We start from the raw sequence: 20,011 nt of genomic DNA, 5'->3' as shown, positions 1-20,011 counted from the left end.
AATTGTAAAATGAAATCACCTGCGGAGATAGCAGCAAAGTATGAAGTAGTTGGAAAGGGGAAGACAGAAGGTAAGTTTTTACAGACTTTTATGCTTGCTATACTTGCTGGTTCTTTTATAGCGCTCGGTGGTCTTGGAAGTCAGATTGCGTCCAGTTGCGCGCAGAATCCGTCAAGTGGAAGAGTTATCAGCTCTGTTGTATTCCCTATTGGCCTTTTTATGGTACTTGTTGGAGGCGCTGAACTTTTTACCGGTAATTGTCTTATCACAATCCCTGTTTTATCAAAGAAAGCTTCCGTTAAGGGAATGATCAGAAACTGGATAATCGTATATTTCGGAAATATGGTCGGAGGATTTTTGATCGCGGCACTGGCTGCGTTCAGCCATATCTATTCTTTTAATGACGGCAATCTTGCGACACAGGTTGTGAGCACTGCTGTTACTAAATCTACCATTTCATTCGGAGATGCTTTTTTAAGAGGAATTCTTTGTAATGTGCTTGTTTGCATGGCTGTATGGTGTTCTTTTGCAGCTGATGAACTTGCAGGCAAAGTGTTTGCATTGTGGCTTCCTGTTATGCTCTTTATTATTTGCGGATTTGAGCACTGCGTTGCAAATATGTATTTTATTCCTGCAGGATTTCTTGCATCTTACGTTCATGGCATTCCTGCAGACGGATTGTCTGTTGTTGGATTTTTTGTCACCAATCTTATACCCGTTACGCTCGGAAATATAGTAGGCGGAGGTATCTGCGTAGGTGCGGCTTATCATTTGATCTATTTAAAGAAAAATTGACCGATTCGGTATATTATTAATCTTTTTTCTGAGGGGGAAGGAAAAGAGAGGTAGCATATGGGAGTACTTAATTACCCGGTCCTTATGGTCCACGGGATGGGCTTTAGGGATCACAAATATTTGAATTATTGGGGAAGAATACCGTCAAAGTTGGAGGGAGCAGGTTGCCGTGTTTTTTATGGAAACCAGGACAGCAATGCTGCTATAGAAACTAATGCCAAAGTGCTTGCTGACAGGATCAAAGAGGTATTGGCCAAGACAGGTGCACCAAAGCTCAATGTCATTGCCCATTCTAAGGGAGGTCTTGATATCAGGTGTGCGATAGCAAAGTATGGCCTTGGTGACAAGATTGCGTCGGTAACTACAATGAGCACGCCGCATAACGGATCTGTTACGGTGGATAAGCTATTGAAGTTGCCTGATCCTTTGGTTAGGTTTGCCGGAAAGTGTACGGACATTGTGTTTAGGGTGCTTGGAGATAAGAATCCCGATTCATATAGTGTCTTTAAGTCATTTACAACAGAGGAATCCCGCAAGTTCAATGAGAAATATCCAAATGCAGAAGGTACATATTATCAGAGCTATGCTTTTGCAATGAAATCCCCTTTTGGTGATATGTTCCTGTGGTTTCCAAGTCTTGTGGTATGGCTTGTTGAAGGAGAAAATGACGGGCTTTTAACGCCTGCTTCCGCGAAATGGGGAGATTTTAGGGGCGTTGTCTACAGTAATTCGAGGCGTGGAATCTCACATTGCGACGAAGTTGATATGCGAAGGTGCAGACTTACTGGGAAACAGGGGCAGGGTGTGTCTGATATCCCCGAGTTTTATAAGAATGTTGTATGTGAATTGGCTGAAAAAGGATTCTAAGGTATAAGAAACAGGAGAATTGTATGAAAAGTAGTATGAGTAATGCAGGGGGGAGAAAGAATCGCAGGGGGAGAAGACAAGATAGTGAGAAAATGGTAAAGATAATAATCGCCGGAGGGGCGGTATTGTTACTTGCCATAGGAATATTGGTTGGTTCTCTTATAGCAAAGGGATCTAAAAAAGAAGAGGAAGAATTGGATCTTGCTAAGATGGAGGAGTCTATTCCGGAAGAAGAGGAAGTTGCTGTAGAAGCGACAACCGAGGCTACGGAAGAGGAAGAAGCGGCTACAGAAGCAACATCTGCGGAGGAGGCTGCGACAGATCCTCAGACAGCTGCGCCTACAGAGACCGGTGCAAATATCAACATCAAAGACCTTGTGGGAGCAAGCAATGTCGGCGAGAATTCTAAAGTTACTTACGGAATAGATGTTTCGAAGTTCCAGGGAACTATTGATTGGGCGCAGGTTGCGGGAACGGGAATTGATTTTGCAATGGTCAGAGTCGGTTACAGAGATTCTGCGTCAGGCGAGATAAAGCCCGATACCAATGCCAAGTTCAACATGCAGGAAGCTGAGAAAAACGGAATAAAAGTTGGAGCATACTTTTTCTCAACTGCTGTAACCAAGGAAGAGGCGATAGAAGAGGCCAACTGGGTAAAAGATTATATCGCAAAATATTCAATAACATATCCTGTGGGATATAACTGTGAGGGCTTTGAAAAAGAGACAAGCAGACAGTTTAATCTTACCAAGGATGACAGAAGTAATATTGCGATCGCATTCCTTGATCAGATACACAAGTCGGGGTATACTCCGATTTTCTACGCGTCAAAGGGAGAATTGGAGGCGGATGCCAAATGGAATACATCTCAGATAGAGAAGTCATATAAGATTTGGATGGCCTGGTACAATCAGGATACGTCAAATATTGCAAAGGGACCTGCTTACGGCGGACAGTGCGCAATGTGGCAGTATACCAATCAGGGAGATGTTGCCGGTATTGGCAAGAAAGTCGATGTAGATGTGGCTTATTTTGGATATGACGGCACAGAAAAGGCAAAAGATACATCTGAAAGAGAAGTTGCTTCCGCAGACGTTGAAGCACTTATGAAATTTGATCCCGTAGATGAAACAGTCACTGCAAAGAGTACTACGAATCTTAGAGATAAGCCGAGTCAGGGTTCTGACAGTAAGGTTGTTGAGACACTTCAGAACGGTCAGACTGCGCAGCGCACGGGAACAAGCCCAAGCGGCTGGTCTAGAGTGACTTATAACGGTAAGACGCTTTATGCCGTATCAAGCTATCTGACAACCGACTTAAGTGCGCCCAAGCAGCAGACAGCGGCTCAGCCTGTAGAAGATAATTCGGGACTTAAGACTAAATTTACTTCCTGCAATGAAACGGTCACTGCCAAAGACGTGGTTAACCTAAGAACCAAGCCAAGTGTTACAGATGCTGATTCAACCGTTGCCGCTTCACTCAAAGCAGGAGAGACAGCAACCAGAACAGGTATCAACAACGATGTCGGCTGGTCCAGAGTAGAATATAACGGTCAGACACTTTACTGCGTAAGCAGTTACCTGAAAGTTGTTGAATAAACTGGACAGATATCATTATTTAGGGGGCTGTGAAAAAATGATTTCTCATTTTTTCACAGCCCCCTTTTTAAATACCTTCATCATCTCGTTTGTCAAACTGTATTCAAGCGGCTGGAGCTCAATCTCTTCGGGAGAGAGCCAGCTTGCAAATTTTAGTTCGTTGTTGTCCATTGTAATCTCACGGCTTCCGGTTACTTCACAGAAGAAGCCGACAAGGATATCACTTGCGATGCCCCATGGCTGTGACTTATAGTAGCGGATGTTGGTTACGGTAAGGCCGGTTTCCTCCATAACTTCACGGCTTACGGTTTCTTCTAGAGTTTCGCCGATTTCTGTAAAGCCTGCAACAAGGGCGTTATGGCCGTAGCCGACTCTGTATCTGGTAACAAGGAGTTTATTGGCTTCCTTGTCAATTACACCTATTATTACCGCGGGATTTATTCTGGGATAGATGATATTGCCGCATTTTGGACAGATCATTGCACGTTCAGTTTTTGAATGCTCGTTTTTGGCGCCGCACTTACCGCAGAATCTTGTGACCATGTACCATTCGGCGAGCTGATATGCCGTGAATGCAGCGTACACGTATGTTTGCGGATAGTAGTAGGCACTTCTGAACTTTCTGAAATCATGGAATATGTAGGAATCCGAATCCTGTGCAGAGACATCCAAAAAGTCCATGTTTTCGGAATCTGCGATCATCAAAAAGAAATCCTCGGAATCAATGCTGAAAAGATAAGTGAGTTTTTCTTTTGCAATATCTTTTACAACATTAAATCTTGGAAAAGAAATCTCTTGAGTGCCGTCGTCAAGGCGCCCCAGGAGCTTTTTTTCTTTTGTAAAAAACAATATTATTGAGTTTTCGTCCGCAGTCTTTGTCGGATCGTAGTGATTGTTAAGATGTGCCGGTGAAATATCCTGAATCATAGTCTGTCCTTGTATCTTGGATTATTTGTCCATAAATAATGTATCAAAGGAAGCACTGATTGAATCAGCACTTCCTTATTTTTTCATATATTGTGCCACATTACGGAATGAGGTTGTGTGAGTACAAACTCTGGTATTCCTTCGGAGACATTCCGTATTCTTTTTTGAATGCCTTAAAGAAGCTTGAGTAGTCTCTGAATCCGAATTTCTCGTAAGTTCCCGTGATGCTCGCACCGCCTGTGATAGCATTTCTGCACTCATCAAGGCGCTTTTTTATTATGTACTGATGAAGCGAAACGCCGAGCGTATCCTTGAACAGATGGGCAACATAGTATTTGCTTATAAAGAACTTGCCCGCAATATCGTCAAGAGTGAGCGATTCCTCAATATTTCCCTCGATATATGAAATGATATTCTGGAAAAGAGTAAGCTCGTCGCTTGAATTTTTCATATTTTCTTCATCGTAAACAATCCTGTTTATGGTGAGAATGAGGTCACACAGACACAGGTGTATGAATGCCGAACTTCCATATCTTTCACTGGATACTTCTTCGAGAAGACGCAGGAATTTGGACTCTATCATATGGAACTGTGCCGGAGTCATGTGATATATATATTTGTGGAATGCCTCTGCCTTCTGGATCAGGTACATATAGTCAACCGATTCCTGCATAAGTCTGTTACAGCAACTTTTGCTTATCCAAAAAAGGAAACGTCTGTAGTTTGCCTCGGGATTGTTCATGAGGGCGTGATGCATTATTCCGGGAGGAACCAGCATGAGGTCTCCGGGAGACATCTTGTATCTGGAAGCGACTCCTTCCGAATTGAATATTTCCATGGTGACATCGCCCTCGAGGAAAAGGTAACATTCATAGTAGTCGTGGGCGTGTGGCTTCAAGGTATTAAAGTTCTTGTCGGAATAGTAGTATACCTCGAAATCCGAAGATACCATGTATTGTCTTGTATTAAATGATGATCGTAATTTGTTTTTCATAACTACATAATAACGACCTGTGGCAATTTTTGCAAGGTGTGAAACAAAATATTCAATTCTATTTTTTTGATTAAAAAGTTATTGTATACGTATACGAATTATTAACGTTCGAAGACTGTTTTTATTTTAATGAGATTTTTTTATTCGACGAAGGGAGAAAATTAGTACCATGGAAATGACACTTCGCTGGTATGGCAGCAAATATGACACTGTTAAATTATGGCAGATCAGACAGGTTCCGGGTGTAAAGGGAGTTATCACAACTCTTTACAACAAGCAGGCAGGTGAGCTCTGGGAGCAGGATGAGATCAAGGCTCTCAAGAACGAGGTTGCAGCTGAGAATATGTACATCGCAGGAATTGAGTCTGTTAACGTTTCAGATGCTATCAAGGCAGCAACTCCTGAGAGAGATGAGCATATAGAAAATTACATCAAGACTCTTGAGAATCTTGGTAAAGAAGATATCCACATGGTTTGCTACAACTTCATGCCTGTTTTTGACTGGACAAGAAGTGAGCTTGCAAGAAAGAGACCCGATGGATCAACAGTTCTTGCATATACACAGGAAGCTATCGATGCTATCGATCCTGAGAAGATGTTTGAGTCACTTGCAGGTGATACAAACGGTGCGGTTATGCCTGGCTGGGAGCCTGAGCGTATGGAGCACGTTAAGGAACTCTTCGAGCTTTACAAGGGAATCGATGAAGAGAAGCTTTTCGAGAACATCGTTTATTTCTTAAAGGCTATTATGCCTGTTTGTAACAAATATGATATCAAGATGGCTATCCATCCCGATGATCCCGCTTGGTCTGTATTCGGACTTCCCAGAATCATCAACAACGAGAAGAACATCCTTAAGCTCATGAAGGCTGTAGATGATGTACACAACGGTGTTACATTCTGCTCAGGTTCATACGGAACAAGCCTTGAGAACGATCTTCCTCACATGATCAGAGCACTTGAGGGCAGAATTCATTTTGCACATGTTCGTAATCTTAAGTTTATTTCTCCTACAAACTTCGAGGAGTCAGCTCATCTTTCATCTGACGGAACATTCGATATGTATGAGATCGTTAAGGCTCTTTATGAGACAGGATTTGACGGACCTATCCGTCCCGATCACGGAAGAATGATCTGGGGTGAAGTTGCAATGCCCGGTTACGGTCTCTATGACAGAGCACTTGGCGCAACATACATCAACGGCCTTTGGGAGGCTATCGAGAAATCACATCAGCGTGGAATTTGATAAGCGACGACGCGGAAAGGGTTAATCATGAAATTAAATGCTAACAGCGTAGCAACAGATAATTCTTGGAAGGAGAAGGGATATTATCTCCCTACCTTCAACAAGGAAGATATGATAAAGAAGACAGTTGAAGCACCTGAGTGGGTACACTTCGGAGCAGGTAACATCTTCAGAGCTTTTCAGGCTAATCTTGCACAGAGGATGCTTGATGGCGGAATGAACGACAAGGGACTTACGGTAGTAGAGGGATTTGACTATGAGATCATCGAGAAGATGTACAGACCTCATGACAATCTTTCACTTCTTGTTACACTCAAGGCTGACGGTTCAGTTGAGAAGTCAGTTATTGCCAGCATCGCAGAGTCATGCATTCTTGATTCAAACGATGACAAGGAATTCAACAGATTAAAAGAGATCTTCAGATGCGATTCTCTTCAGCTTGCTACTTTCACTATCACAGAGAAGGGATATTCACTTGTAAATCCCGCAGGTGAGCTTCTTGCAGCAGTTAAGGATGATTTCGTAAACGGACCTTCCAAGCCTCAGAGCTATATCGGTAAGGTTGCAGCTCTTCTTTATGAGAGATTCCTTGCAGGAGAGAAGAAAATCGCCATGGTGAGCACAGATAACTGCTCACACAACGGAGACAAGCTTTTTGATGCAGTTCATGCGTTCGCAAAAGAGTGGGCTGCAAACGGTAAGGCAGAAGAAGGCTTTGTAGCTTACATCGAGGATGACAGCAAGGTTAGCTTCCCTTGGTCAATGATCGATAAGATCACACCCAGACCTGATGATTCAGTTAATGAGATTCTTAAGAACGACGGCGTAGAAGAGCTTGAGCCTGTAGTTACATCCAAGAAGACTTGGGTTGCTCCTTTCGTAAATGCTGAGGAGAGCGAGTACCTCGTAATCGAGGATAAGTTCCCCAACGGAAGACCTGCTCTTGAGAAGGTTGGTGTTATCTTCACAGATAAGGAGACAGTTGATAAGGTTGAGCGCATGAAGGTTTGCACATGCCTTAATCCTCTTCACACAGCACTTGCTGTATACGGATGCCTCCTTGGATATGACAAGATTTCAGAAGAAATGAAGGATGAGGAGCTTGTTAAGCTCGTTAAGACTATCGGATATGTAGAGGGACTTCCTGTTGTTACAGATCCCGGAGTTATCAAGCCTCAGGAGTTCATTGATACAGTAGTAAATGTAAGAATACCTAACAAGTTCATGCCTGATACACCTCAGAGAATTGCAACAGATACATCACAGAAGCTTGCAATCAGATTTGGTGAGACAATCAAGGCATATATGGCTTCAAGTGAGCTCAATGTAGCAGATCTTAAGTGCATTCCTCTTGTACATGCAGGATGGCTTCGCTATCTCATGGGAGTGGATGACAACGGCAACAGCTTTGAGCCCAGCCCCGATCCGCTTCTTGAGAAAGCACAGGCTTATGTACAGGATATTAAGCTTGGCGGAGAGTATGACAAAGAGACACTTAAGAACAAGGTTCTTCCTCTTCTTAAGGATGCGACAATCTTTGGAACAGATCTTGAAGCAGCAGGTCTTTCAGATATTATTATCGGATACTTCGAGGAACTTATCGCCGGCACAGGTGCTGTAAGAAATACTTTGAAGAATCACGTTTGATCTGTATCTATATTTAAGAAATAATCGTATTATATACTTTTTTATTGTAAACCCCCACAAAAATAATCCATCGCGTAACTGCGATGGATTATTTTTTTTAAATATGTAATGTAATTTACAGATATGATACTTTATCAGTTCTTTTTAAGAGAGCTTGTTCTGTAGATGATATCTGTTCTTGCGGGACCGTTACTTACCATTGTGATGGGATAACCGATCTGCTCTTCGATGAACTCGATGTACTTTCTGCAATTCTCAGGAAGCTCTTCGTAGTTCTTGATTCCTCTGATATCGCATTTCCATCCCGGAAGTGTCTTATAAACGGGCTTAGCCTTGTCGAGGAGGTGAGTAACAGGGAATTCTGTTGTAACTTCTCCGTCGATATCATAGCCTACGCATACAGGAATCTCATCGAGGTAGCCGAGTACGTCAAGTACTGTGAAAGCTACATCTGTTGTTCCCTGAAGTCTGCAACCGTATTTACTTGCAACACAGTCATACCAGCCTACACGTCTCGGACGTCCTGTTGTTGCACCGTATTCACCGCCGTCACCGCCGCGGTTTCTAAGTTCCTCAGCTTCATCACCAAAGAGTTCGGATACGAATGCACCTGCTCCTACAGCTGAAGAATAAGCTTTGGATACAGTTACGATCTCTTTTATCTCATAAGGAGGGATACCTGCTCCGATAGCACCGTATGCTGCAAGGGGAGAAGATGATGTAACCATGGGATAGATTCCGTGATCGGGATCCTTCATGGTTCCAAGCTGTCCCTCTAAAAGTATTGTCTTGCCTTCCTTGATAGCTTTATCGAGGTATAGAGATACGTTTCCGATGTAAGGCTTAACCTGCTCTCTCCATTCAACTATCTGGTTGAAGAGTGCGTCCTTGTCGATTGGCTCTGCGTGATAGAGATTAACAAGGATAACGTCCTTTATCTGGGCAATTCTGTCAATTTTTTCCTTGATAACTTCATCATCCTGGAAGAATTCATTGATCTGCCAGCCAATCTTGGAATATTTATCTGAATAAAAAGGCGCGATTCCTGACTTTGTTGAACCAAATGACTTTCCTGCAAGTCTTGCTTCTTCAAGTGAATCGAATTGTACATGGTAAGGCATCATAACCTGTACCCTGTCAGAAATCATGATCTGAGGAGCGGGAACGCCCTTTGATGTGATCTCGTTAAGCTCGTTCATGAACTTTGTAATATCAAAAGCAACACCATTTCCGATGATGTTCATTATATTCTGATGGAAAACGCCTGAAGGCATTGTATGAAGCGCAAATTTACCATAATCATTAACTATGGTATGTCCTGCGTTGGCACCTCCCTGGAAACGGATGACAACGTCAGCTTTATCAGCAAGAGTATCTGTGATCTTTCCCTTTCCTTCGTCGCCCCAGTTAGCGCCTACGACTGCTTTGACCATTTATTGTTCCTCCTTAAATAGAAAACATGTTTAAAAACGTACATTAGTATAATAACGGAAAATAAAATATAAGTAAAATCAATATTTTTTATGAAAGATATAAGTGCAACTTATTTTTCGAAATTTTATATAAAATTATACAGTTTATTGACACATTTTCATCAAAAAAGCGATACAATTAAACATATAATCTGCAAGTGGCTCTAAATTGAATTGATTCGTGTGTGAAAGAGTCGCATAAGCTTTTTATTTAACTTTGTCAGGAGGTCAATATGGAAAATTCGATCGACGATAAGAAAAAACTTGGAAATGAGGAATTCAATAATCTTTCCGTGGCGGATAAGCTCAAAAAGGTTTTTTACAAGCTTCAGAACAATCTGGTACTTGTTTTTGTTGTAGTTTTATTGATAGATGTTTTTTCAATATTCAATCTGCACAGTATATATAACATTTATTATGAGCAGAATACGCAGCAGGGCGAGATACGTATAACAATCCAGGCTCTTGCAAAGTATTATCTCTGGGCACTTAATGCCGAGGATGAAGCCGATCGCAGTGAGCAGATGACCGGAGCTTCCGAAAAGATCCAGGAATTGAATGACGGACTCGATACGCTCAGCAAAGTATATAAAGACGATCTTACTACGGTTTATGCGCATATAGCTGATATTGACAGCTACGGACAGACTCTAAACGGAATGTTTTCGTCGGGTGCATCGCACACTGAGTTGTATGAATATTATGTAGCCAATGTAAATGAGGCTATTAAGATAGTTGTAAAAGATTTTAAAGCAATTGGAATATCAGCTAAGGAACAAGCTCAGAAAGCATATAAAGGAGCGCTTACGATAGTTATCGTACTTACAGTTCTTTCAACGGCTATCGTTATATATGCAATTCTTTATTCAAATAAGGCGAAAGCTGCACTTGCAGGAAGTATCCTTGATCCTATCAGAGCTCTTTCAGAAGCTGCTGACGATATGGCAAAAGGTAAGATCGATATCAAGGTTGCTACCGATTCGAAGGATGAGCTTGGTAAACTTGCAGAGGATATTACATATTCGACCGATGTTATCGCGGATATTGTAAAAGACATTACAGATACGCTTGATCGCATGTCTACCGGAGATTTCTCCAGCGGATCCAAGAATGAGAAGCTATATATAGGCGATTATGTTGAGATAAAAAATGCTTTGAAGAAGATTTCCAACAATCTAAGTTCAACACTTCTTGAGGTTAAGAATTCTTCTTCGCGTGTTTCGAGCGGTGCGATGAATATGTCACAGGGAGCAACCGATCTGGCAGAGGGATCTACGGATCAGGCTGCAGCGGTTCAGGAGCTTACGGCATCTGTTAACTCGGTTACCGAGCAGACCAAGCAGCTTGCCGAAGTGGCACAGAAGAGCCATGGTATGGCAGGAGATGTTAAAGATAAGGCAGAAGTCAGTGCCAGAAAGATGCACCTTGTTACTGACGCTATGACAAGGATCACAGAAGCATCTGCAGAGATTGAGCAGGTTACAAATACAATCGAAGAGATTGCGAGCCAGACTTCACTCCTTGCCCTCAATGCTTCGATAGAGGCTGCAAGAGCGGGAGAGACCGGTAAAGGTTTCGCGGTTGTTGCGGATCAGATCGGAAAGCTTGCAGATCAGTCAAGTGAAGCTGCCAAGAATACACATCAGCTCATTGCGGATACGATGGAAGAAATCAAGAACGGAAATGCGGTTGTTGCCGAGACTACGGATGCACTTGATGCGATGCAGCACAGTGTAGAAGAGATCACGGACATGATCAAGAATACCGGAAACCTTGCTCAGGCACAGGCTCAGAGTATGGAAGAGATTGACAAGGGAATTGAGATGATCTCCGGCGTTGTTCAGAAGAACTCCGAGACAGCCGAGCAGTCAAGCGAAGTATCAAGAGAACTCTCAATTCAGTCAGAGAGTCTCAACGACCTTATCGGAAAATTTACAATAAGCAGTTAATTGCATATCCTAAATGTATTTTGGGGTAGTTTACAGAAAGTCCTTTGCGTAGACATGACTCTGCGTGGGGGACTTTTTTCAATGGGGTGGTGGCTTTCGGGACGCCCGGACGCAAAGGTATATATTCGGGAATGCGCTGTGTACGTCTGCGGTGTGATTTTCTGAAGTTTATAAAAAAGCAAATGCCTCATTTCACGTTGTTCAGAACAATCGGCATTTGCTTTTTTATAAACTTCGAAAATCAGCATCCTCGTCCGAAGACAGCGCATTCCCGAATATATACTTTTGTGTCCGGGCTGTTCGTCCGAAAGCAGCACGTTTACAAATGGTTTCCTTGTGGGCGGGATGGCTGGGGAAAGGGGAGCAAATGGCAAAATACGAGCTTTGAAAAAGCTCGGCTTGTTCTCAGGCGGAGGTATATTTTTTGTCTTAATTGATTTTGTTAATTGGCTACTTTATAATGTTCGTATTGCAAATATGTTTAATATATCTTATTGAGAGTATATAACTGAAAGGTATATAACTATGATTCATATACAGTCATTGGATGAAGGACTTGCGCTTTTTAAGGCGCTTGGATCGGATATAAGGGTTGAGATAGTGAAGATCCTTGTTGCTGAAGGAAGTTCCAATATGAACGATCTGGCGGCGCGTCTTAATATTACGAACGGAGCGCTTACGAGCCATATCAAGAAGCTTGAAGAGTGTGGGATTGTGCAGGTTACTTCGGAGACGACGGGGCACGGTAATCAGAAGATATGCTCTGTTCAGCCGGATAATATTCTTATTGATATCAGGGCGCCTAAAAAGAATGAGACGATCTATGAAACGGATATAAAGGTGGGGCATTTTTCGGACTGCCATATAGAGCCGACTTGCGGGCTTGCTTCAGCTGAGAAGGTTATTGGTGAAGTTGACGATCCAAGGTATTTTGCTCACGGGGAGAGATTTGATGCTGATATTCTCTGGTTTACGAGAGGATATGTCGAATATGATATTCCCAATTTTGTTCCGTTTAATCACAAGATAGATGAGCTCAGTATCTCGGCGGAGATGTGCTCTGAGGCTCCGGGGTATAATAACAATTATCCTTCCGATATCTATTTTTACCTAAATAATACATTTCTGGGAACATGGACTTCGCCGGGAGATTTTGGTGATGTGAAAGGTCTTTTCACCCCGGACTGGTGGTTCCCGCTTTGGAATCAGTACGGCCTTCTTAAGATGCTTGTCATAAATCACGAGGGCGTTTTTATAGACGGACAGAAGCTCTCCGATGTCACAGTCGACAAGCTCAAGCTGACTCATAAGACGCCGCTTAAACTGCGGCTCGAAGTTCCTGAGAATGCAGAACACGTCGGAGGTCTTACTATATTCGGGAAGGGCTTTGGAAATTACAACCGAGATATAAATGTCAAAATGAAATACAGTAATTCATAATAAACAGAAGGATGGTTTTGAAATGACGGATAATAATAAGACACCAATGGGCAAAAGAGTTATCGCAATAATCGGAATAGTAGCTCTTTTATCTACGTATGCGACACTTATTGTCATGGCTTTTCTTGGAACGGAGATGGACTACTTTATGGGAGCTGTTGCTGCGACGGTTGCGATTCCTATTTTTACATGGATCTGCATCTGGGCTTTCGGCAATATAACGGGAAGACACACTATTGCTTCACTTGATCCTCTTACATCTGACAAAGAGCATGACTTAAAGGGAAATGTAGTTCCTGGGGGCAAGATAGATACGGTTGTTTTCGATATCGGAAATGTGCTCACAGACTTTGTTTATATGGATTTTATCGAAAAGAAAGTTTCCGATAAAGAGCTGACAAAAAGAATCGCTGATGCCTCTGTACACAGCAAAGAGTGGACGGAATACGACCGCGGAGTTCTTTCTACGGAAGAGATAATTGACGGTTTTAAAAAGAACGATCCCGAGATTGCGGATGTTATTGAGAAGACCTTCGCGGATCTTACGGATATAGTTACCAAGAGGGAAAATGCGGTTCCCTGGATAAAAGCTCTTCAGGCAGCAGGATATAAGGTCTTGTATCTGTCAAACTTTTCATGGCAGGTTCTTGAAGCATGTCCCGATGCAATGGCTTTTATCGACGAAACAGACGGCGGAATATTAAGTTACAGAGATAAGGTCGTAAAACCCGACCACGCTATCTATAATCTGCTTGCGGAGCGTTATAACCTTGTTCCGGAAAAGACTGTATTCATCGATGATACCAAGGTAAATATCGATGCGGCCAAAGAACTTGGCTGGAATGGAATCGTGTATAAGGACTATGCGAGTACCAAAAAAGAACTTGAAGCGCTCGGAGTTATATATTAAAAAACTTCCCACACCAAGGGGCGCAGACTGCGTCTGCGCGCCCGCTCCGGCGTGGGAAGTTCTTATTTTGAAATATCTTCTTTTATAAGTTCATATAATTTACTTGCAGCAATTGAGAGAGGTCTTGTGTCATCAGTGATGACGCAGATCTCTCTTTTTGGGATCATCTTATTAAAACGAAGCTCAAATAAAATGCCGCTTTCAAGATATTCTTCCGCAAAGCTTTTTACGACGCAGCCTACACCTAAGTTTCTTAGTGCAAACTGAACGATCATATCGCTTGTTGCAAGTTCGAACTCGGGGCGTATTTCGGCGCCGTTTTCAGCAAGAAACGAGCTGATATAGCTTTTGGTACTTGTTTTTCCTTCGAGCATTATGAGAGGAACTTTTTCAAGGTCTGAGAAATCAAGCATTTTATTCTTGTATTGGATAAATTTGCGGCCTGCTACAAATATGTCTTCGACTTCAGTCACCGGCAAAGTAGAAATGTCTTCTTTCCTTATAAAAGGAGTCGAGACAACACCGAAATCAATCTTGTCATCGGCAAGGTAGTCAAGTGTCTCGGGAGTGGGGCCGTTTGTGACTGTGACCTTGATGTTCGGATATAGTTCGTGGAATTTCTCGAGATAGGGAAGCAGGAAGAATCTAAGCGTCATGTCGCTGGCACCGATCCTGACTTCGCCGGCGTCGAGGTGAAGGAGCTGCTTTAGGCGCTGCTCGCCTATTTCTATCTGCTCGTAACCTCTTTCTATATATCTGTAAAGAAGGCTCCCTTCTGTTGTAAGTCGTACACCTTTTGCTGTTCTGCGGAAAAGAGAGCATCCGAGAGCTTTTTCAAGCTGGTGTATGGACTGGCTTACGGCGGGCTGGGAGATGGAAAGCTCTTTGGAAGCGAGAGTTATGCTTGAGAGCTTGCCTACATAATAAAATACTTTGTAATATTCAAGGTTGTTGGTCATTTTTGACTCCTTTTTGAATCTTTTTTTATTTTAACAAATTGTAGTTGCTATTAGCAAACGGGCTTGTTATAATGTTTCAAGAACTCTGACAGGGAGTTTTTTTGAATGCAAAAAACTGATTGGTAAATGGCTGGAAGCCAGAACAGGAGCGAGTTTTCATGAATTTAGAAAATGACAACAATGTCAACGAGGGCAGTGTGGAAGATGTCGTTGAGAGATATCGTCCTGAGATACAGAAACTGACCCCTTTTTTAAAATGGCTTAGGAATAGTGCCAGAATTGATGTTGCACAGACATATTCTAACAGTGAGCTCAATAATACCATGTCTATTCCTGTTTATGATTCCAATCTGTTGGCTTTCGTGAAGGCGGCGCAGAGTACTAATCTGCTCGACCGTAACTACGTCTATGTCTACAGCAGAAATCGTCTGCGTGACTACAGGGATGAACTTCTTTTTATCGACCGCGCGGGAATTACCGATATGGATGACCTTGCGGGAATTTTGTCCAAGTATATCCTTTCCGGAATGACAAAGGGTAGCGTATGGGCAGAGGGCGTTAAGAACGGAGTCCTTTACACCGTAGTGACTAAAATGGATGAGCTTGTAAAGTTCTGGGACAAAACACTGGAAAACGAACAAAATCTGTAAGTAAGGACAGGGAAGTATGGGAGAGAAATCCGATATCAAGAGAAAGCACATTCTTGATAAGGCAAGAACAGTTTTTTCTGAAAAAGGCTTTAAGAGTGTAACAATGAAAGATATAGTTGATGCCTGCGAGATCAGTCGTGGGGGTCTTTATCTCTATTTCTCAAGTACGGACGAAATTTTCCTTGAGGTTCTTTCTTCAGAGACCGATGAGGACGATGAAGAGACCATTACTGCAGCTCTTACAGGAACTGCAACAGCCGGTGACATGTTGGCTCTTTTTTTGAAAGAACAGAAAAAAGAGATCCTTAGGAAGAAGAATAATCTCATTGTCGCTACATATGAATACTTTTCCGTTAACAAAGTATCGCCAAAAGACAATCCACTGAAGAATCAGTTCGATACTGCTGTTAGAATTATCGAAAAGCTTATTGAAAACGGTGTTGAAAATGGTGAATTCTATTGCGAGAACCCTTTGGGGTGTGCTCGTAATCTTATGTACGTTGTGGAAGGGCTCAAAATCACTTCCAAGACTGTCGGCATTTCCGAAGAAGCCATTGACAAAGAACTTATGTATGTTTTAGAGGGATTAGTGCCCGAAGAATTAAATATTAATGATGATTAATAGAGAGTGCTTTTTTTAAGGCACTCTATTATTATGAGTTAGCTATAAATTTATATGATTAACAAGGAGATATTATGAGCACTGTAAAACGAATCTATGTTGAAAAAAAAGCACCTTACGCAGGCAAGGCTAAGGAGCTTAAGGCTGAGATCAAGGGCTACCTTGGAATTAAGAGTGTTGAGGATGTCAGGATCTTTATCAGATATGATGTTGAAAATGTTTCTGATGAAGTATTCGAAAAAGCCTGCACAACAGTATTTTCCGAGCCTCCTGTAGATATTCTTTACAGAGAAGAGATCGAAGTTCCTGCTAATGCAAAGACATTCAGCATAGAAGCGCTTCCCGGTCAGTTTGACCAGAGAGCCGATTCTGCTGAGCAGTGCGTTCGCTTTATAAAGGGAGACGAAGAGCCTGTCATCAAGACAGCTGTTACATATATGCTTATCGGTAACGTCTCCGACGAAGAGGTTAAAAAGATCTGTGATTATACAATGAACCCTGTAGATTCAAGAATTGCAGATGCACAGAAGCCCGAGACACTTGTTTCTGTATTCGACGAGCCTGAAGACGTAAAGATCTTTGACGGATTCAAGGATATGGAAGAGGCTGAGCTTAGGAACCTCTACGAGTCACTCGGACTTGCTATGACATTTAATGACTTTAAGTGGATCCAGACTTATTTCCACGATGATGAGAACCGCGATCCTTCAATGACTGAGATCAGAGTTCTTGATACATACTGGTCAGATCACTGCCGTCACACAACATTCGGAACAGAACTCACAGAAGTTGAGTTCGAGGACGGCTTCTACAAAGAGCCTATCGTTAATGCTTACAACGAGTATCTTTCAGCAAGAGAAGACCTTTACAAGACAGATGAGAAGAAAAAAGAGAAGTTCATTTCTCTTATGGATATCGCCCTCATGGGTATGAAGAAGCTCAAGAAAGACGGAAAGCTCACAGACATGGAAGAGTCTGAAGAGAACAACGCCTGCACAGTTGTTGTGCCTATCGACGTAGATTACGGCGAGGGAACAAAGAGAGAGAATTGGCTTGTATTCTTCAAGAATGAGACACACAACCATCCTACCGAGATTGAGCCTTTCGGTGGCGCTGCAACATGTCTTGGCGGTGCTATCAGAGATCCGCTTTCAGGAAGAGGATATGTATATCAGGCTATGCGTGTAACAGGTGCTGCAGATCCTACAGTTCCCGTTGCCGAGACAATGAAGGGCAAACTTTCACAGAAGAAGCTCGTTCGCGGTGCTGCATCAGGTTATTCTTCATATGGTAACCAGATTGGACTTGCAACAGGATATGTAAAAGAAGTTTACCATCCCGGCTATGTTGCAAAGCGTATGGAAATCGGTGCTGTTATGGGTGCCGCTCCTCAGGAACATGTTATCAGAGAGTCAGCAGATCCCGGAGATATCATCATTCTCCTTGGCGGACGTACAGGTAGAGACGGCTGCGGCGGAGCTACAGGTTCTTCAAAGGCTCATGATTCCAAGTCACTTACAAGTTGCGGAGCAGAAGTTCAGAAGGGTAATGCACCTACAGAGAGAAAGCTCCAGAGACTCTTCAGAAGACCTGAAGTAAGTGAACTTATCAAGAAATGTAACGACTTTGGTGCCGGCGGTGTATCCGTAGCAATCGGTGAGCTTGCGCCCGGTCTTGATATCAACCTTGACCTTGTACCCAAGAAGTATGCAGGTCTTGACGGAACAGAACTTGCAATCTCAGAGTCGCAGGAGAGAATGGCAGTTGTTGTTGCTCCCGCTGATGCAGAGAAGTTCCTTGCATATGCAGCAGAGGAGAACCTCGAGGCAGTTAAGGTTGCCGTTGTAACAGAAGATCCCAGACTCGTGCTCAACTGGAGAGGTAAGAAGATCGTTAACCTTAAGAGAGCATTCCTTGATACAAACGGAGCTCATCAGGAGACAAAGGTTAAAGTTGACCTTCCCAAGGAAAATGATAACTACTTCAATAAAGTGGCTTCAGATAAAGTTAAGTCTGCACTTTCAGGTAATGACGCAAAGGCAGCATGGATCGCACAGCTTCAGGACCTCAACGTATGCTCACAGAAAGGTCTTGTCGAGATGTTCGACTCATCAATCGGCGCAGGATCTGTTCTTATGCCTTACGGTGGAAAGTACCAGCTTACAGAGACACAGACAATGATTGCAAAGCTTCCTGTTCTTTCAGGAAAGACTGATACGGTAACAATGATGAGCTACGGCTTCGATCCTTATCTTTCAAGCTGGAGCCCTTATCACGGAGCTGCTTATGCAGTAACAGAGTCTGTATCAAGAATTGTTGCATCAGGTGGTGATTACAAGAAGCTCCACTTCACATTCCAGGAGTACTTCAAGAGAATGACCGAGGATGCACAGCGTTGGAGCGAGCCTTTCACAGCACTTCTTGGAGCATTCGAAGCACAGCTTCGTTTCGGAATCGCTTCAATAGGTGGTAAGGATTCAATGTCTGGTTCCTTTAACGAGATCAACGTTCCGCCTACACTCGTATCTTTTGCGGTAGACGTTGCCAAGCTTTCGGATGTTATCACACCTGAGCTTAAGAAGGCAGGAAATAAGCTTGTACAGTTCAAGCTTCCAAGAGATTCATATGACCTTCCCGATTATGACAAGGTCATGGAGATATACAGTGCAATAACAGAGCTTATGAGAAACGGAAGCATCGTTTCTGCATATGCTGAGGACAGCTACGGAATTGCCGCTGCAGTAAGTAAGATGGCATTTGGTAACGGCCTCGGAGTTAAGATTGACGATAGCATCAAGGCTGAGGAGCTCTTTATAAACGATATGGCTGACATCGTTGCGGAAGTCAGTGCAGATAAGCTTGAGGATGCACTCAAGGTAGCAGGCGCACGCCTTGTCGGTGAAGTTACTGACAATGCTGCATTCGAGGTTCAGGGAGCGGTTATCACAATGGATGAAGCTCTTGCAGCATGGAAAGGAAGCCTTGAGAAGGTATTCCCTTCAACCGTAAACGAGGAAAAGACTGCTGTAGAGTCACCTCTCTTTAAGGCTGACAGCGTATATGTTTGCAAGAACAAGGTTGCTAAGCCTACAGTATTTATCCCTGTATTCCCGGGAAGTAACTGTGAGTACGACAGTGCACAGGCATTTGAGAGAGCGGGCGCAAATACAAACATCAAGATATTCAAGAACAGAAATGCAGAGGATATCGTGGAGTCTGTAGCAGAGTTTAAGAAAGCTATAAAGGATGCACAGATCATCATGTTCCCCGGCGGATTCTCAGCCGGGGACGAACCTGACGGAAGTGCTAAGTTCTTTGCGACAGCATTCCAGAATCAGGAGATAAAAGAGGCGGTTGAAGACCTCTTACAGAATAGAGACGGCCTTGCGCTTGGTATCTGTAACGGTTTCCAGGCTATGATAAAGCTCGGACTTGTTCCTAACGGAAAGATTACAGGCCAGACTCAGGATTCACCTACACTTACATTCAATACCATCGGAAGACATATTTCCAAGATGGCATATATCAAGGTGGTTTCAAACAACTCACCTTGGCTTCAGGAAGCAAAGCTCGGCGGAGTATATACAAACCCTGCTTCACACGGAGAAGGAAGATTTGTTGCTCCCGATGCGGTTCTTGATGAGCTTTTCAAGAATGGCCAGATTGCAACACAGTACTGCGACCTTGAAGGCAATGTAACAATGGATGATGAGTGGAATATCAACGGATCTTACAGAGCTGTAGAAGGTATTCTTTCACCCGATGGAAGGTGCCTTGGTAAGATGGCTCACTCAGAGAGAAGAGGCGACGGCGTAGCTGTGAACATCTTCGGAGATCAGGATATTAAGATATTTGAGTCAGGCGTTAAGTACTTCAAGTAATTGAAAAATTTCGGTCTTGGTTATACTGAGACCGAAGTACTTTAGCAAGACAGA

General features: G+C 43.0%; 15 protein-coding genes. 11 read left to right on the top strand and 4 right to left on the bottom strand.

The features are described from left to right. Positions 1 to 9 precede the first annotated feature (9 nt). Genes T356_RS0116920 through T356_RS0116910 form a run of 3 tightly spaced genes read left to right on the top strand, consistent with a single transcriptional unit; the run spans position 10 to position 3,260 of the window. Entirely contained in the window at positions 10 to 795 is a 786-nt protein-coding gene (locus tag T356_RS0116920) for a formate/nitrite transporter family protein (RefSeq protein WP_026515528.1), read from the top strand. A gap of 57 nt (positions 796 to 852) precedes the next feature. Beyond that, positions 853 to 1,662 carry a lipase family alpha/beta hydrolase gene (locus T356_RS19905; protein ID WP_051563524.1) on the top strand — a complete coding sequence of 270 codons (810 nt, stop codon included), beginning with the start codon at positions 853 to 855 and terminating at the stop codon, positions 1,660 to 1,662. Positions 1,663 to 1,685: 23 nt separating this feature from the next. After that, the gene (locus T356_RS0116910) at positions 1,686 to 3,260 is read left to right on the top strand and encodes a GH25 family lysozyme (protein ID WP_242846635.1); all 1,575 of its coding nucleotides are present in this window, start codon (positions 1,686 to 1,688) and stop codon (positions 3,258 to 3,260) included. A 45-nt stretch (positions 3,261 to 3,305) separates the two neighbouring features. Here the strand turns inward: T356_RS0116910 and nudC are convergent, their stop codons facing one another. Next, entirely contained in the window at positions 3,306 to 4,187 is an 882-nt protein-coding gene (gene nudC / locus T356_RS0116905) for an NAD(+) diphosphatase (RefSeq protein ID WP_026515526.1), read from the bottom strand. 100 nt (positions 4,188 to 4,287) lie between these two features. Beyond that, positions 4,288 to 5,181, bottom strand: coding sequence for an AraC family transcriptional regulator (locus tag T356_RS0116900; protein WP_026515525.1), 894 nt, complete (start codon positions 5,179 to 5,181; stop codon positions 4,288 to 4,290). Between the two features lie 169 nt (positions 5,182 to 5,350). Here T356_RS0116900 and uxuA point away from each other — a divergent pair, with 169 nt between their 5' ends. Together uxuA and T356_RS0116890 are read left to right on the top strand one after the other, a co-directional pair. Continuing rightward, positions 5,351 to 6,427 (top strand): mannonate dehydratase, encoded by a 1,077-nt coding sequence (gene uxuA / locus T356_RS0116895; protein WP_026515524.1) that lies wholly within the window; start codon positions 5,351 to 5,353, stop codon positions 6,425 to 6,427. Between the two features lie 27 nt (positions 6,428 to 6,454). Next, positions 6,455 to 8,074: a mannitol dehydrogenase family protein gene (locus T356_RS0116890; RefSeq protein ID WP_026515523.1), complete on the top strand. Its 1,620-nt coding sequence runs from the start codon at positions 6,455 to 6,457 to the stop codon at positions 8,072 to 8,074. 134 nt (positions 8,075 to 8,208) lie between these two features. Here T356_RS0116890 and T356_RS0116885 read toward each other — a convergent pair whose 3' ends face one another. Continuing rightward, positions 8,209 to 9,507, bottom strand: a complete 1,299-nt coding sequence (locus T356_RS0116885; RefSeq protein ID WP_026515522.1) for an adenylosuccinate synthase — start codon at positions 9,505 to 9,507, stop codon at positions 8,209 to 8,211. Positions 9,508 to 9,779: 272 nt separating this feature from the next. Here T356_RS0116885 and T356_RS0116880 point away from each other — a divergent pair, with 272 nt between their 5' ends. From T356_RS0116880 to T356_RS0116870, 3 genes are all read left to right on the top strand, one after another. After that, a complete protein-coding gene (locus T356_RS0116880; RefSeq protein ID WP_026515521.1) occupies positions 9,780 to 11,495 on the top strand; it encodes a methyl-accepting chemotaxis protein in 1,716 nt (571 codons plus the stop codon). Between the two features lie 525 nt (positions 11,496 to 12,020). Beyond that, on the top strand, positions 12,021 to 12,935 hold the full coding sequence (locus T356_RS0116875) for an ArsR/SmtB family transcription factor (RefSeq protein ID WP_026515520.1): 915 nt from the start codon (positions 12,021 to 12,023) through the stop codon (positions 12,933 to 12,935). Positions 12,936 to 12,957: 22 nt separating this feature from the next. Further along, complete coding sequence (locus T356_RS0116870) at positions 12,958 to 13,845, top strand: HAD family hydrolase (RefSeq protein ID WP_051563523.1); 888 nt, start codon at positions 12,958 to 12,960, stop codon at positions 13,843 to 13,845. A gap of 62 nt (positions 13,846 to 13,907) precedes the next feature. On the opposite strand, the gene T356_RS0116865 is transcribed toward T356_RS0116870, so the two are convergent. Beyond that, on the bottom strand, positions 13,908 to 14,804 hold the full coding sequence (locus T356_RS0116865; protein WP_026515518.1) for a LysR family transcriptional regulator: 897 nt from the start codon (positions 14,802 to 14,804) through the stop codon (positions 13,908 to 13,910). Positions 14,805 to 14,962: 158 nt separating this feature from the next. Here T356_RS0116865 and T356_RS0116860 point away from each other — a divergent pair, with 158 nt between their 5' ends. The 3 genes from T356_RS0116860 (at position 14,963) to T356_RS0116850 (ending at position 19,957) form a co-directional block, all read left to right on the top strand. Continuing rightward, positions 14,963 to 15,454 (top strand): hypothetical protein, encoded by a 492-nt coding sequence (locus T356_RS0116860; RefSeq protein WP_051563522.1) that lies wholly within the window; start codon positions 14,963 to 14,965, stop codon positions 15,452 to 15,454. Positions 15,455 to 15,470: 16 nt separating this feature from the next. Next, positions 15,471 to 16,076, top strand: coding sequence for a TetR/AcrR family transcriptional regulator (locus T356_RS0116855; protein ID WP_026515516.1), 606 nt, complete (start codon positions 15,471 to 15,473; stop codon positions 16,074 to 16,076). 74 nt (positions 16,077 to 16,150) lie between these two features. Continuing rightward, entirely contained in the window at positions 16,151 to 19,957 is a 3,807-nt protein-coding gene (locus T356_RS0116850) for a phosphoribosylformylglycinamidine synthase (protein ID WP_026515515.1), read from the top strand. Positions 19,958 to 20,011: the final 54 nt, after the last annotated feature.

The sequence above is a fragment of the Butyrivibrio sp. LB2008 genome, assembly GCF_000621565.1.
GTDB lineage: Bacteria > Bacillota > Clostridia > Lachnospirales > Lachnospiraceae > Butyrivibrio.
Note: the sequence above shows the minus strand (reverse complement) of the source record. Positions and strands in the feature narration are given on the sequence as shown.